We start from the raw sequence: 13,506 nt of genomic DNA, 5'->3' as shown, positions 1-13,506 counted from the left end.
TTCGTTCTTGCAATCTTCATCGTTCGGGCGTATAATTTCTCAATGCTATCAAGTTCTGCTCTTCCGCAAAAGGAGGCTATTCTATGAAACGCAGCTGGCTTGCGCGCCACCCGGTCGGGTTCATGGCGCTGTATTCTATATTTTATCTTTCCGTTTTTCACTATCTGGAGGCAAACGTCCCTCTGCGCAGCATTCTGGTGCACTGCCGGTTGGACGATCTGATCCCCTTCTGCAAATATGCGGTGATCCCCTACTTTGCATGGTTCGTATGGATCCCCTTTACCCTGTTCTATCTGCTGTGGAAAGCCCCGCGGGAGGACTTCTGGCGGCTGTGCCTGCCGCTGTTCTCCGGCATGACCATTGCACTGGCGTGCTACGCGGTGCTGCCCACGGCACTGGACCTGCGCCCCTACTGGGTGCCGGGCAGCGACATCTTTGCCCGGGTGGTGCGCTTTTTGTACCGCACCGACACCGCCACCAACGTCTGCCCCTCCATCCATGTGTTCAACTCGGTGACGCTGCTGCTGGCGTATTACCGCAGCCGCATCTTTGATACGCCCCGCCGCCGCTGGATGCGTCCCGCAGCCGCTGTGCTGTGCGTTTCCATCGTCTGCTCCACCGTGCTGCTCAAGCAGCACAGCTGCATTGATGTGGCGCTGGGTGCGCTGCTGGCTCTGGCGCTGGACAGTACCTTTACCGCCGCCGAGCGCAGCCAGCTGCCGCAGGTGCGGAGAGCATAAAAAAGAAAAAGCGACCTCTGTCAGCGCCATAGGCGCAGGCAGGGGTCGTTTTTTCATTTCCTTTTTCAGAACAGCCCCTCGGGCAGGCAGATATCCTGCTTGGGGACCTTTGTCCACGCAAAGTCCGGCACAAGGCTTTCCGGGGTGCGGGGGGCAGGCTCCGGCTGCAGGCCGTAGGCATACGCCAGCTTACCGATGATCTCCGGTGCGGTGTATTTTGCCCGCAGGTTTTCAAGGCTCTGGTCGCCGTCCCGCTTGGACAGCCGCCGCCCGTCCGCTGCCAGCAGCAGCGGGCAGTGGGCAAAACGGGGCGGCTGCAAGCCCAGCAGCCGGTACAGGTACAGCTGCCGCGCCGTGGAGGACAGCAGGTCTGCCCCGCGCACCACCTCGGTGACGCCCATGCGGGCATCGTCCACCACCACCGCCAGCTGATAGGCAAACACCCCGTCTGCCCGGCGCAGATAGAAGTCGCCGCAGTCCCGCAGCAGGTTTTCGGTATGGGTGCCCATGCAGCCGTCCGTAAAGGTGATGGCCTCGTCCGGCACCATCAGACGGTAGGCAGGGGCTTTCTTTTTGCGCTTTTCCGCGATCTCTTCCGGTGTCAGCCCCCGGCAGGTGCCCGGGTAGATGACGTTGCCGTCCGAGGTGTGGGGTGCGCTGGCGGCGTGCAGCTGGGAGCGGGAGCAAAAGCAGGGGTACACCAGCCCCCTCTGCTCCAGCTTGCGGTAGCTTTGGGTATAGATGTCCCCGCACTCGCTCTGGTAATAGGGCGCGTGTGCGCCGCCGGTGCTGCCGCCCTCGTCCCATGTAAGCCCCAGCCACGCAAGGTCCTGCTCCAGCAAGTCGGCGTAGACGCGGGGACAGCGCTCGGCATCCAGATCCTCGATGCGCAGCACGATGCGCCCGCCCTGACTTTTTGCGCTGAGCCATGCCAGCAGGCTGCACGCCAGATTGCCCAGATGCAGCCGTCCGCTGGGGCTGGGCGCAAAGCGCCCGGTGACCGGGCGGCTGGTGGATACAGGGACTTGGTTTTGCATGGGTGTGCTTCCTTTCGTTTTTACTGGTTTTTTCTCATTATAAGCCCTTGCTCTGCAAAGGTCAATGCGCACAAAAAAGCCGCCGCAGGCGGCAATGCCTGCGGCGGCTGTAAGGTCGGCTGCTCAGTGCAGCTCCGGCCAGTAGCCCTTGTTGGCTTCGATCATATCGTCCAGAATGGCCTTGGCAACGTTCATGCTGGGCACAGTCTTGTTCAGGGTAAAGGCCTGCAGCACCTTCTCGTAGCTGCCTTCCACGCAGCCCTCCACCAGCAGCTTTTCGCTGTTGAGCTGCTGCATCATCAGGCCCTGCTGGAACAGCGGGATGTTGTCCCGGGCAATGACCTCCGGGCCGTTTTTACCGATGTAGGCGGGCAGCTCCACCATTGCGTCATAGGGCATATTGGGGATAGCGCCGCGGTTCTCGGTGATGATGAGGAAGCGTGCCTTGGTGTCGTTCTTCAGCGCAGCGGAAAGATCTGCGATCCAGTCGCCGTGGCTGCCGGCATAGAAGGTGTTGGCGTCCACCTCGCCGGTCTTGAGGTAGTGGTCGATGCCGTCGAACAGGTTCTTTTCGCGGGTCTCCTCCACCTCGTTGGCACGGGTGTGGTTCGGGTCCGAGTGCTCCACGAACTCCTTGGCCTGCAGATAGTAGTTCAGGTAGGTGTTGGGCAGATACTCCGGGAAGTTTTCCATGATCTCGTATTCGCCCTTCCACACATAGTACCAGCTGCCCTTGGTGTGGCGGTTCTGGCCACTGGAGGAGGTCAGCGCGCCCATGCCCTTGAGGTAGCTTTCCGGCAGAAGGATCTGGTTCTCCTTGATGTAGGCGCGCAGCTTGGGCATCAGGTCCTCGCCGTGGTACTGGATGGAGGTGAACCAGCCGAAGTGGTTCAGGCCAAAGTAATCGTAGACGATCTCCTTCTTGTTCTGGATGCCCATGGCAGCTGCCACCACGTCAATGATGGCGATGGGCATATCGCAGATGTTGATGATCCGTGCCTTCGGGCGCAGCTTGCGGCAGGCCTCGGATACGATGGCGGCGGGGTTGGAGTAGTTCAGGATCCAGTAGTCCTTCTTGGCATACTTTTCCACATCGTCGATCAGCTTGATCATGGGGAAGATGGTGCGCATTCCGTAGGCCATGCCGCCGCAGCCGCAGGTCTCCTGTCCCACGCAGCCGTGGCGCAGGGGGATCTTTTCGTCCTGCTCCCGCATGGCGTAGCCGCCCACGCGCATCTGGGCAAACACAAAAGAGGTATCGGTGTAAGCCTGCTGCACATCGGTGGTGACCACCAGCTTGATGTCGGTATTCAGCTCCTTGTGCAGGACCCAGTCCACCAAAACGGCAACCTTGTCCTGCCGCTCCTTGTTGATGTCGAACAGACGGATCTCGTCCACTTCCAGTTCTTCCCGGCGCAGGGCGATGGATTTGACGATACCGGCGGTAAACGTGCTACCGCCGCCAGCAATGGTAATGACCATAGTATAAACGCTCCTTTTTTGTATTTTTCAGGTTAGCCCGGCGCAGTCCGCCGGGACACGGTAAAGCGGTTTACTGGTTTTCCAGCTGTGCTTCCACGGCACGCTTAATATCGGCTACCTGCAGACCGTAAACGATCTGGATATCGGTACCCTTTTTCACGATGCCGCTGTTCGGCAGCCGGTTGATGGCAGCTTCGTCCAGCTTTGCGGGGTCCTTGATGTTTACCCGCAGGCGGGTGAAGCAGTTGTCCACCGACAGGATGTTCTCCTTGCCGCCCAGACCGTCGATGACGCACTGCACCTCGGCAGCGTTCTTCACGCTTGCCTTCTTGGCGGGTGCATCGCTCCCCGCGGTCTCGGTGCTCACCTCTTCCCGGCCGGGGGTGTGCAGGTTGAAGGCCTTGATCAGCAGGGTGAACACCACAAAGTACACTGCGATCTGGCACAGCGCCAGCAGGTACAGGGTGGGATAGTTGGTCTTATCTGCACCGGCGGAAAGGTTCATCAGCACCGAGCCGAGGAGGTTGGTGGTAAAGCCGGTGACATGGAAGATGTGCAGCAGCACGATGAACAGGCCGGAGATGCAGGCGTGTGCCACCCACAGGATGGGGGCAGAGAAGCAGAACATGAAGTCCAGCGGCTCGGTGATGGAGGCCAGAGAAGCGGTAAAGGCCAGCGGCACCAGAACGGCAGCGGTCTTTTTGCGGTTCTCCTTGCGGGCGCAGAAGATGAAGGCCGCCACGATGCCAAAGTAGCCGAAGGTCTTGGTGAAGCCGGTGTACATCCACACGATGCCGTCCGAGAAGGGCAGACCCATGCTGTACTCCATCATCATGACGATGTAGGAGCCGGTGTAGGTGGCATCGCCCACGGTCAGGCTGTTGCCCAGCGCAGAGAACTGGAAGGGGGTGTAGATGAGGTGGTGCAGGCCGGTGGGGATGAGGAAGCGCTCCAAAAAGCCGTACAGGAACAGGCCGAAGTTGCCGGAGGTGGCGATCAGGTCGGTCAGTGCGCTGATGACGTTCTGCACCGGCGGCCAGAAGAAGCAGGAGCCAAAGCCGAACAGGATGGAAAAGACCACCATGCAGGTAAAGGACCAGCGGTTGCCGGAGTAGATCTGGGTGATAATGCCCTTGAACTGCTTTTCACAGGTGCGGTTGTACACCCAGCCGCAGACCAAGCCCAGCAGGATGCCGCCGAACACGCCCATATCCACCGTCTGGATGCCGAACACGGTGGACTGACCGGTGCCGTACAGGCCCACCATCGGGTCAGCCTCTGCCAGCATACCCAGCTGGGTCAGGGTGACGTTGCCGGCGGTCAGGTACATAAAGTAGCTCATCAGGCCGATGATGGCAGCCTGCTGCTTGTTCTTTTTGGCCAGCGCCGCCGCAATGCCCACGCAGAACATCAGGCTGAGGTTGTTGATGATGACCATGATGCAGTTGTAGATCAGCTGTCCCAGCAGCTTGATGGGGGTCCACTGCAGAACGGGGATCATCGCACTAAGGCTTGTGCTGGTAAGCAATGCGCCCAGCACAAGGATCAGGCCTGCTGCCGAGATATACGACAGCGGTGAGAGCATGGCTTTGGAGAACTTTTCCAAGTCATTCATGACTTTTTCTTTCATCGTGTAATACTCCTCACTTTTTGACTTGACTGTTTTGGGGGATGATTTCTATTCCGCAGGGCTTCCGGACGCCCTGTTGAAACATTTTAACCAACGATCTTGGTCAGGTGGATGAGCAGATAGACCTGCTCCTGATGATCCAGCTCGTAATCAAATTCCCGCCGCAGATAGGCATTGATGCGCTGTAAGCACACCTCGTTGCGGCTGAGCAGGATGCCCTACTCCTCTGCCGCCAGCGAGATGCGCTCGGCGGCCTGCATCACCTGCGGGGTGACGTTATCCAGCATCTTGAGGAACTTGGTCTGCAGTTCGTTCTGCACATAGTACACCTTGGAAACGCGGCTTTTGTCGATCACGTCCCCCGGGCGGCGGCCAAACCCAAGCCCGTTGCCCACGAGAATGGCTTCCCTGCCGTCCGGCATGACCACCGACACCGCATTGTTATTGAATACCTTTACAGCCTGCATCGCCGCCCTCCTCCGCTTCCATGCCGCAGCTTTTATGAAAAAGAAAAGGGCACAAGAACCAAAGGGATGCCGTTGCCGCCTTCCCTCTGATGCTCATGCCTGATCGAACAGTTACACGCACTGATAAATTCACTTGTTTGCTTTTGATTATACGAGCCAGCGCAGGAAATGTCAATGCGTTGAACTGCCCGAAATTTAAGCTGTATTTTTGTATATCCTGCACAGGTCTGCTTGAAATTCGTCCTGCGCAGAACGATTGACAACGCCGTGCGCAGAACGTATACTTAGGGTGTAGATCCCGTTTTGCTCCGGCGGCTTGCCGGAGCACCGTTTACGGAGGTTTTTCTTATGAGATCGAAATATATCCGTCCCCTTGCGCTGCTGCTGTGCGCCGCTTTGCTGGGCTGCCTGCTGGCAGCCTGCGGCGGGGCTGCCGACAGCAGCCCCGCATCCAGCGCTGCGCCCGCCTCGGACAGCGCATCCGCTTCCGGCAGCAGTGAGCTGCCCTCCTCCACCACAGAGGCCAACACCGGAGAGCTGAATCCCGGCAACTTCGACGAGAACTCGGTGTTCTCCATCACCGGCACGGAAAACGCCTTTGCGCCTTGTCTGGGCTGGGGGCCCGGGGTATCCGGCTGCTCCTTGAAATCGGTCATCGCGGCGGCATCGCTGCTGCACTGGGCCGAGGACGCGCGGATGTCCAGCCGCTCCCCGGAGGCCATTCAGGAGGCCTTTTACAGCTGGTACGACGGCCTGACCGACAACCAGCAGGAGGGCTTTGCCGAGGCTTGGCCGCTGGTCAAGGACGCCGCGCTGGATCTGCTCAGCGACAAGGACAGCATGACCGGCCGCATCGCGGACGCAGGGCTGGACGCTGACACCCTGCCCGGCTGCACCCTGAAAAACTGGCAGGCGCTGCAAGCTGTGCTGGACGATATCGTGCCGGAGACAAACGGCGAAGCTTAAACGCAACCTTAAACTTTAAAGCGCAATGGGGCGCTGACCGTGTGGTCAGCGCCCCATTTTGTCTTTATACCTTTTTCAGCACATACTGGCGGGTGCCCATGCCCACCTTCTCGGCCTGTTCAAGGGTGGCCTTCCACTCGATGTTGGGGTTGGAGTCCTTGAAGTTGTCGTGGTAGCAGTTCCAGCCCGGCTTTGCAAGGTTCGTGCTCAGCTGGCTGTTGGGCAGCGGGGCGGCGTTCAGGCAGGCGTCCACGCAGGCCTGGTCCAGCGCCACCGGGTCGAAGGACGCAAAGATACCGATATCCGGCAGGATGGGTGCATCGTTCTCGCCGTGGCAGTCGCAGTTGGGGCTGATGTCCTGCACCAGAGAAATATGGAAGCAGGGGCGGTCGTGGCAGACTGCGGCGGCATACTCTGCCATCTTGCGGTCCAGCAGCTCGTTGGCGCAGTCGTTTGGAGAATAGATGGCGTCAAAGCTGCATGCGCCGATGCAGCGGCCACAGCCCTTGCACTTGTCGTAGTCGATGACCGCCTTGTTTTCGGCATTGTAAGTAATGGCGTCCGAGCCGCACTCCTTGGCGCAGCGGTGGCAGCCGCGGCACAGCCCCTCCTGCACGGCGGGCTTGCCGGCAGCGTGCTGCTCCATCTTGCCCGCGCGGGAGCCGCAGCCCATGCCGATATTCTTGAGCGCACCGCCGAAGCCGGTGGACTCATGTCCCTTGAAGTGGGTCAGGCTGATGAACACGTCCGCATCCATGATGGCGCGGCCGATTTTGGCGGTCTTGCAGTATTCGCCGTTCGGCACCGGCACTTCCACCTCATCCGTGCCGCGCAGGCCGTCACCAATGATCACCTGACAGCCGGTGGTCATGGGCCAGAAGCCGTTCAGCTGGGCGCAGTTCAAATGCTCCAGCGCATTCTTGCGGCTGCCCGGGTACAGGGTGTTGCAGTCGGTCAGGAAGGGCATACCGCCCTGCTCCTTGCACAGGTCTGCCACCACCTTGGCGTAGTTGGGGCGCAGAAAGGCCAGATTGCCCAGCTCGCCGAAGTGCATCTTGATGGCCACGAACCGGCCGTCCATGTCGATGTCCTTGATGCCGGCGGCAATGCACACCCGGCGCAGCTTTTCCAGCAGGCTGGTGCCCACCGGACAGCGGAAATCCGTATAGTAAACTTTGGATGCTTCCATGGTGTTTTTCCTCCCATATCCTTCCGGCGGCGTCTGCCGCGCGGTCTCTCTTTTGTTCAGTATAGCACACCCGGGCGAGCGATGTAAACAGAAAATGAGCAGAGCCGTTTTTCTCTGCCCATTTTGGGGTTGACAGCCCTGCCCTGCGGTGCTATTTTATATCGGTTCCGAAAAATGGAACGGATGTCAAGATACAGGAGTACTTTCTATGAACGATTTTGATACATTCCGGCGCGAAGCCGAAGCCGCCCTGCGGGTGGCGCTGCAATGGTTCTTTCTGGCGGTTCCCATGGGTCTGCTCTGTGGATTTCTGGGCACCTTGTTCCACCTTGCCGTCAAGCACGCGACAGAACTGCGCGCCGCGCAGCCCTGGCTGCTGTTCCTTTTGCCTGTGGCGGGTCTGCTCATCACTGCCCTTTATAAGGTAACAAAGTGCGAGGGTGTGGGCACCAACAATGTTCTCCGCGCCGTGCAGAGCGGCGAGCCGGTCAGCATTCTGCTGGTGCCCGCTATTTTTCTGGGTACGGTGCTCACCCACCTGTGCGGCGGCTCTGCCGGCCGCGAGGGCGCTGCGTTGCAGATGGGCGGCAGCATCGGCTGGAACCTCGGCACCCTGCTGCGGCTCAAGGACCACGACCGCCGCACCGCCACCATCAGCGGCATGGCGGCATTCTTCTCTGCCCTGTTCGGCACCCGGCTGGCGGCGGCCTGCTTTGCCATGATGGTGGAGGATGTGGGCCTGACCTTCACCTCTGCCTTTGTCCCGGCCTTTACCTCTGCCCTCCTCGCCTACGGCTGCTCGCTGGTCTTTGGCATCGCACCCACCCACTTTGCCCTCACCGCGCCGGAGCTGAATGTCCGCACCGCCCTGCTGGTCATCCTGCTGGGTGTGGCCTGCGCTGCCGTGGGATTTTCTGTGCAAGATCTTCCTCACCGCGCTGACCCTTGCCTGCGGGTTCAAGGGCGGCGAGGTGGTGCCCAGCTTTTTTGTGGGCGCTACCTTTGGCTGCGTGGTCGGCCCGCTGCTGGGTCTGCCCGCCGGGTTTGCGGCGGCAGTGGGGCTGGTGTCCATCTTCTGCGGTGCCACCAACGCCCTGATCCCCTCCATCCTGCTGGCCTTTGAGCTGTTCAGCGGCGCAGGGCTGGAGCTCATCGCGCTGGGCTGCGGCATCTGCTATATGCTCTCCGGCCACCACGGCCTGTACAGCAGCCAGACCTTTGTCACCAACAAGCTGCGCTCAGAGTATATGTCTCACAAGTGGCGCGTAAAGGTGAAAAAAGAGGAAGAGCAAGAGTTTGCGTTCGCCCTCTCAGGCGCTCCCGCGCCAGCTCTCCCAAAGGGAGAGCCAAGCCATTACGTTCGTTGCTAAAGTATTAGGTATAATGAGAAAGTTTCCGGCAGTGCTCTTGCCTCTCCCTTTGGGAGAGGTGGCACGGCGTAAGCCGTGACGGAGAGGGCGCACGTCGTTGTCCTATGGAAAGTATCAAGAGCAACGAGAAACCTTGCCGCCACCGATGACGGAGAGGGTTCAGCCCGCCCAAAAAAGAAGCACACCATACAATAAGGGGCTGCTGCACGGCATTCAGTGCAGCAGCCCCTGTTATCATTATTAACCTTTTCTCTTATGCCAGCGCGGTGATGGCCGCCACAGCCAGCACGATGGCACCCAGCACGATGCGGTAGATGCCGAAGAACTTGAAGTCGTGGCGCTTGACGTAGTCCATCAGGAAGCGGATGGCTGCAAGGCTGACCACAAAGGCCACAACGCAGCCCACCAGCAGCACAGCGACCTCGGTGCCGGTGATGGATACACCGGAAACCGCGAACTTGACCACCTTGAGCAGGGATGCACCCGCCATGACCGGGATGGCAAGATAGAAGGTGAACTCTGCCACACAGGCGCGGGAGAGCCCCAGCAGCAGGCCGCCCACGATGGTAGCGCCGGAGCGGGAGGTGCCGGGGATGATGGCAAGGCACTGCCACACGCCGATGAGCAGCGCGTCCCGGTAGCTGATCTGTTCCAGCTTTGTGACCCGGGGCGTGGTGCGGCGGTTCTCCACCACAAGGAAGAGCACGCCGTACAAAATCAGCATGGCGGCTACGGTGATGTAGTTATAGAAGTGTGCCTCCATCCAGTCGTCCAGCGGGCTGATGACCAGCACCGGCAGGGTGGCGGCTACCACCTTGAACCACAGGTTCCACACACTGGGCTTGGAGATGACCTTGCCCTGCCGCAGCCCGAAGGGCCACAGCTTATTCCAGAACAGCACCACCACAGCCAGAATGGCACCCAGCTGGATGACTACCCGGAACATGGACATGAATTCTTCACTGGCATTGAACTTGACGACCTGCTCCACCAAAATCATGTGACCGGTGGAGGAGATAGGCAGCCACTCGGTAATGCCCTCCACGATACCCATCAGGATCGCCTTGATGATCTCGAAAAACGTAATAAATCCCTCCTGCAGCACCCGTTGGGTGCGTAGTTTTTTCAAAAGCAGTTCCAGTATACCATACTATGAGCCGCCGTGCATACAGATTATAGAAATTTTACCGGAGCGAGAGCAGTTTTCTGCAGGCGGGTACGCCCTCTCAGGCGCTCCCGGGCCAGATTCCCCCTTTTGTCACCTACGGTGACATCTTCCCCCGGAGCGGGGGAAGTCTTTCCTCAAAGGGAGAGCCAAGGTCTAAGGCTCGTTGCTAAAGCTTTAGGAGAAATGAGAAAGTTTCCGGCAGTGCTCTTGGCTCTCCCTTTGGGAGAGCTGTCACCGAAGGTGACTGAGAGGGCGCACGTCGTTGGCCTTGTCGCTAAGGTTTCAGTCGCAATAAGAAACTTTCCCTCCACCGCTAAAACCGTTCCCTTTGGGAAAGGTGGTACGGCGTAAGCCGTGACGGAGAGGGCGCGGGCGCAAGCAGCCTGCGCAATTTATTTCCGCATTTCCTCCGGGCGCTGTATTTATCTACCCCGGGAAATGTGCTATACTATAAAAATAAGAAGTCTGTCCGCTTTCTGCGCCCGGCGCAAAAAGCTCTGAGAACAACGAGGTGAACCTTCATGAACATACTGGTGATCGGCTGCGATCAGGTGGGTGCGGCGCTGATCCGCGATCTGGAGCGCATCGGCCATGATATCTCGGTGGTGGAAAAAGACCCCGAGCAGCTCAAGCGTCTGGATGCCTTTGACGATTATACCTTTCACGGCACTGCCCTTGTGGGCGACCCCACCGACCCGGACACCCTGCGCCGGGGCGGCGTAGAGAACTGCGACGCCGTGGCGGCGGTGACCGAGGAGGACTCGGTGAACCTGATGGCGGCGCAGCTGGCCAAGAACATCTTCCGCCGGGATAAAGTCATCTGCCGGGTGTCCGACCCGCATCTGCAAATTTTGTACCACAAGGCCTACGAGCTGGAGACCATCTGCCCCACCGTGCTGACCGAGCAGGCGGTGTTCCGGGCTCTTTCCAAGTAAAACAGCCTGTTTTTGCTTTACAGACCGTAGAATGAGGTAACGATATGAAAGTTTGTATTGCCGGCGGCGGCCGGGTGGGCATGTATCTTGCCCAAAGCCTGCTGTCCCACCACCATAAGGTGACCATCATTGAGCCGCAGGAGGCGCTGTGCCGCACCCTTGCGGATACGCTGGATATCCCGGTCATCTGCGGCGACTCCCTGAGCTTTGACACCCTGTGCACCGCCGATGTGGCCAGCTGCGACGCCTTTGTGGCGGTGACCAACACCGACGAGACCAATCTGGTGGCGTGCCAGATCGCCAAGCGGGAGTTCGGCGTGAACCGCACCGTGGCGCGCGCCTCCAACCCCAAAAACCGGGACATCCTGCACACGCTGGGCGTGGACACCGTGGTGTGCGGCACCGACAACCTGAGCCACATTCTGGAGCGGGAGATCGAGACCGACACCATCCGGCAGCTGCTGTCCCTGGGCGGCGGCACTGCCAGCCTGAACGAGATCCTGCTGCCGGAGGACTTCCAGTTCGCGGGCAAGGAGATCAAGGAGATCCCCATCCCCGGCGACGCCATTCTGGTCAGCATCACCCGGGATACCGAGTTCATCATCCCTCACGGCAACACGGTGCTGCTGCCGTGGGATAGGCTGCTCTGCCTGACACAGGACGACACCCTGCATCTGCTGATGGATGCGTGGGGTCTTTCCTCCCACAAATGAGCGAGCAGGAGCTGCTGCGCACCGCGCTGGTGCTGCCGTCCCGCGCCCGCCGGGTGCTCTGCGTCTGGGCAGCTGTGCCCGGGCTGGTCTGCGCGCCCTTTGCCTTCTGGCAAAGCGTGTGGGCGGGCGTGGTCTTTTGCATCGTATGGGTGGCGCTGGTGGCGCTGGTCCGGGCGCGCTGCTGCAGCTTTGTCGCCGCCCTGACGGCAGACAGCGTCACGGTGCAGGCCGGAATCGCCATTCCTGTGCTGCGCCGCATCCCGCGCCGGGCGGTCACCGGGGTGCAGCTGCTGCGCACCCCGCTGCTGTGGGCGGCAGGGTGCACCGTGCTCCTTGTGCGCAGCCCGGGGCTGCAATTGGTGCTGCCCGGCATCCCCGCCGCACAGGCTACCGCGCTGGCAGCGGTGCTGATGGAGGGCAACGTATGAACCGGGAAAAGCACTTTCACCCGCTGGCGGCGCTGCATCTGCTGCGCAAGACTTTGCTGGTGTACCTTCTGCCGCTGGTACAGGTGCTTTTTGCCCGCAACTGGGACGCTTTGCGGGCGGCGCTGCGGCAGGACCTTGTGCTGCTCTTCTTTATCAGCGCCGTTTGCTGGGCGGTGTACTATGGCGGCCGCTGGCAGGTGGATGCCGAGGGCACGGTACACGTCAGCTGGCGGCTGGGGGTGCGGCTGGACCGCGCCCTGCGCGCCGAAGGTCTGGCGGCGCTGGTGCTGGAGCAGCCGCTGGTCTACCGCCTGATCGGTGCCTGCCGGGTGGTGCTGTACCCTGTTGGGCAGACAAGGACCATTATCCTGTATCTTACCCGGCAGCAGGCTGAAACGCTTGCCGACCTGCTGCTGCCGGTGACAGACCCGCTGTGGCACGCGCCCAAGGGCGGCGAAAAGCTGGCCTTTACGGTGCTGGGCGCCAACGGTCTGTCTACCCTGTTTTTGTGGTGGCTGGCCATCCGCCAGACCCAGAGCTACGCCCCGGATGCCCAGACTGCTGCCCTTGCACAGCTGGGACAGCTGGCGGCGTTTGCCGCCCGCTGGCTGCCGCTGGGCATGGCGTGGCTGCTGGTGCTGGCGGGCACCCTGTTCTGTATCAGTCTGGTGCGCAGCGCTTTGCAGGCGGTGCATTACACCGTCTGGCGCACCGACACCCAGCTGGGCAGCCGGGGCGGATTGATCCGCCGGTACGAGATGCGGCTGCGGCTCAGCCAGCTGAACTACGCCGACCTGCGCCGCTCCCCGGCCACATGGGCGCTGCATTACTGCCCGGTATTTGTCTCGGCAGGGGCGTGCCGCCCGGAGCTGCCCCTGTTCGTCTGGCGGGAGGGCACCCCGCTGCTGCGGGAGCTGCTGCCGGAGATGGCGCAGCTGCCCCCGGACACCCGCACCGACACCACCGACCGCAGCATGGTGTTCTTTTTACCGGCGGGCATCCCGCTGGCGCTCTGCCTGCTGCTGACGGCGGTATCCCGCACCACCCTGCCTGCCCTTACCCTGCCGCTGCTCATCCCCACCGGGGTGTTTGCCGCCCTGCTGGGCGCTGCCGCTGTGGGCTGGCACCGGGAGGGCGTATGGCAGCAGCAGGGACAGCTGCTGCTCTGCCGACAGCACCGGTTCCATCTGCACCAGCTGTGCGTGTTCCACCCGGACACCGGCTTTACCGCGTTGCAGTCTCCTTGGGCGGTGACGGTGCAGCGCGCCAACCTGACCCTTGTATTCCCCGGCAAAGAAAAGGTCACGGTGCGCAGCGTGCCGCTGGCGGCTCTTGATTTTCTGGGAATATAGAAGTATACTTGCGATGCCCCGCTGAACCT

13 protein-coding genes and 1 pseudogene are annotated in these 13,506 nt (G+C 60.7%); 8 read left to right on the top strand and 6 right to left on the bottom strand.

Annotation, left to right across the window (positions count from 1 at the left end):
• Positions 1–83: 83 nt before the first annotated feature.
• Positions 84–740, top strand: a complete 657-nt coding sequence (locus ACXPUX_RS03155) for a phosphatase PAP2 family protein (RefSeq protein WP_458829960.1) — start codon at positions 84–86, stop codon at positions 738–740.
• A 65-nt stretch (positions 741–805) separates the two neighbouring features.
• On the opposite strand, the gene gluQRS is transcribed toward ACXPUX_RS03155, so the two are convergent.
• From gluQRS to ACXPUX_RS03135, 4 genes are all read right to left on the bottom strand, one after another.
• A complete protein-coding gene (gene gluQRS, locus ACXPUX_RS03150) occupies positions 806–1,777 on the bottom strand; it encodes a tRNA glutamyl-Q(34) synthetase GluQRS (RefSeq protein WP_458829958.1) in 972 nt (323 codons plus the stop codon).
• Between the two features lie 123 nt (positions 1,778–1,900).
• Positions 1,901–3,259: a 6-phospho-alpha-glucosidase gene (locus ACXPUX_RS03145; RefSeq protein WP_458829956.1), complete on the bottom strand. Its 1,359-nt coding sequence runs from the start codon at positions 3,257–3,259 to the stop codon at positions 1,901–1,903.
• 70 nt (positions 3,260–3,329) lie between these two features.
• Complete coding sequence (locus tag ACXPUX_RS03140; RefSeq protein ID WP_458829954.1) at positions 3,330–4,889, bottom strand: PTS transporter subunit EIIC; 1,560 nt, start codon at positions 4,887–4,889, stop codon at positions 3,330–3,332.
• Between the two features lie 218 nt (positions 4,890–5,107).
• On the bottom strand, positions 5,108–5,356 hold the full coding sequence (locus ACXPUX_RS03135; protein ID WP_458829952.1) for a CAT RNA binding domain-containing protein: 249 nt from the start codon (positions 5,354–5,356) through the stop codon (positions 5,108–5,110).
• A gap of 348 nt (positions 5,357–5,704) precedes the next feature.
• Between ACXPUX_RS03135 and ACXPUX_RS03130 the strand changes: the two genes are divergently transcribed.
• Positions 5,705–6,322: a hypothetical protein gene (locus ACXPUX_RS03130; protein ID WP_458829950.1), complete on the top strand. Its 618-nt coding sequence runs from the start codon at positions 5,705–5,707 to the stop codon at positions 6,320–6,322.
• A gap of 64 nt (positions 6,323–6,386) precedes the next feature.
• On the opposite strand, the gene ACXPUX_RS03125 is transcribed toward ACXPUX_RS03130, so the two are convergent.
• Entirely contained in the window at positions 6,387–7,511 is a 1,125-nt protein-coding gene (locus ACXPUX_RS03125) for a DUF362 domain-containing protein (protein WP_458829948.1), read from the bottom strand.
• Positions 7,512–7,719: 208 nt separating this feature from the next.
• Here ACXPUX_RS03125 and ACXPUX_RS03120 point away from each other — a divergent pair.
• Together ACXPUX_RS03120 and ACXPUX_RS03115 are read left to right on the top strand one after the other, a co-directional pair.
• A pseudogene (locus ACXPUX_RS03120) lies at positions 7,720–8,400 on the top strand (chloride channel protein); the annotation flags it as partial.
• Positions 8,366–8,881, top strand: a complete 516-nt coding sequence (locus tag ACXPUX_RS03115) for a chloride channel protein (RefSeq protein WP_458829946.1) — start codon at positions 8,366–8,368, stop codon at positions 8,879–8,881. The pseudogene ACXPUX_RS03120 and the gene ACXPUX_RS03115, both read left to right, overlap by 35 nt.
• A gap of 253 nt (positions 8,882–9,134) precedes the next feature.
• Here ACXPUX_RS03115 and ACXPUX_RS03110 read toward each other — a convergent pair whose 3' ends face one another.
• Positions 9,135–9,968, bottom strand: coding sequence for an undecaprenyl-diphosphate phosphatase (locus ACXPUX_RS03110; protein WP_458831149.1), 834 nt, complete (start codon positions 9,966–9,968; stop codon positions 9,135–9,137).
• A gap of 602 nt (positions 9,969–10,570) precedes the next feature.
• On the opposite strand from ACXPUX_RS03110, the gene ACXPUX_RS03105 reads away from it, so the two are divergent.
• Genes ACXPUX_RS03105 through ACXPUX_RS03090 form a run of 4 tightly spaced genes read left to right on the top strand, consistent with a single transcriptional unit; the run spans position 10,571 to position 13,477 of the window.
• Positions 10,571–10,984 (top strand): potassium channel family protein, encoded by a 414-nt coding sequence (locus ACXPUX_RS03105; RefSeq protein ID WP_005924324.1) that lies wholly within the window; start codon positions 10,571–10,573, stop codon positions 10,982–10,984.
• Positions 10,985–11,028: 44 nt separating this feature from the next.
• Positions 11,029–11,697, top strand: a complete 669-nt coding sequence (locus tag ACXPUX_RS03100) for a potassium channel family protein (RefSeq protein ID WP_458829944.1) — start codon at positions 11,029–11,031, stop codon at positions 11,695–11,697.
• On the top strand, positions 11,694–12,125 hold the full coding sequence (locus tag ACXPUX_RS03095) for a hypothetical protein (protein ID WP_458829942.1): 432 nt from the start codon (positions 11,694–11,696) through the stop codon (positions 12,123–12,125). Before ACXPUX_RS03100 ends, ACXPUX_RS03095 begins: the two co-directional genes overlap by 4 nt.
• Entirely contained in the window at positions 12,122–13,477 is a 1,356-nt protein-coding gene (locus ACXPUX_RS03090) for a YdbT family protein (protein ID WP_458829940.1), read from the top strand. Before ACXPUX_RS03095 ends, ACXPUX_RS03090 begins: the two co-directional genes overlap by 4 nt.
• Positions 13,478–13,506 lie beyond the last annotated feature (29 nt).

The sequence above is a fragment of the Faecalibacterium sp. PGM34 genome (genome assembly GCF_054456555.1).
Note: the sequence above shows the minus strand (reverse complement) of the source record. Positions and strands in the feature narration are given on the sequence as shown.

Coding starts and splice junctions, on each gene's coding strand:
- ACXPUX_RS03115 (WP_458829946.1), top strand. CDS start 8,366: ATGTCCGCACCGCCCTGCTGGTCATCCTGCTGGGTGTGGCCTGCGCTG.
- ACXPUX_RS03125 (WP_458829948.1), bottom strand. CDS start 7,511: ATGGAAGCATCCAAAGTTTACTATACGGATTTCCGCTGTCCGGTGGGC.
- ACXPUX_RS03135 (WP_458829952.1), bottom strand. CDS start 5,356: ATGCAGGCTGTAAAGGTATTCAATAACAATGCGGTGTCGGTGGTCATG.
- ACXPUX_RS03095 (WP_458829942.1), top strand. CDS start 11,694: ATGAGCGAGCAGGAGCTGCTGCGCACCGCGCTGGTGCTGCCGTCCCGC.
- ACXPUX_RS03145 (WP_458829956.1), bottom strand. CDS start 3,259: ATGGTCATTACCATTGCTGGCGGCGGTAGCACGTTTACCGCCGGTATC.
- ACXPUX_RS03140 (WP_458829954.1), bottom strand. CDS start 4,889: ATGAAAGAAAAAGTCATGAATGACTTGGAAAAGTTCTCCAAAGCCATG.
- gluQRS (WP_458829958.1), bottom strand. CDS start 1,777: ATGCAAAACCAAGTCCCTGTATCCACCAGCCGCCCGGTCACCGGGCGC.
- ACXPUX_RS03105 (WP_005924324.1), top strand. CDS start 10,571: ATGAACATACTGGTGATCGGCTGCGATCAGGTGGGTGCGGCGCTGATC.
- ACXPUX_RS03100 (WP_458829944.1), top strand. CDS start 11,029: ATGAAAGTTTGTATTGCCGGCGGCGGCCGGGTGGGCATGTATCTTGCC.
- ACXPUX_RS03090 (WP_458829940.1), top strand. CDS start 12,122: ATGAACCGGGAAAAGCACTTTCACCCGCTGGCGGCGCTGCATCTGCTG.
- ACXPUX_RS03130 (WP_458829950.1), top strand. CDS start 5,705: ATGAGATCGAAATATATCCGTCCCCTTGCGCTGCTGCTGTGCGCCGCT.
- ACXPUX_RS03155 (WP_458829960.1), top strand. CDS start 84: ATGAAACGCAGCTGGCTTGCGCGCCACCCGGTCGGGTTCATGGCGCTG.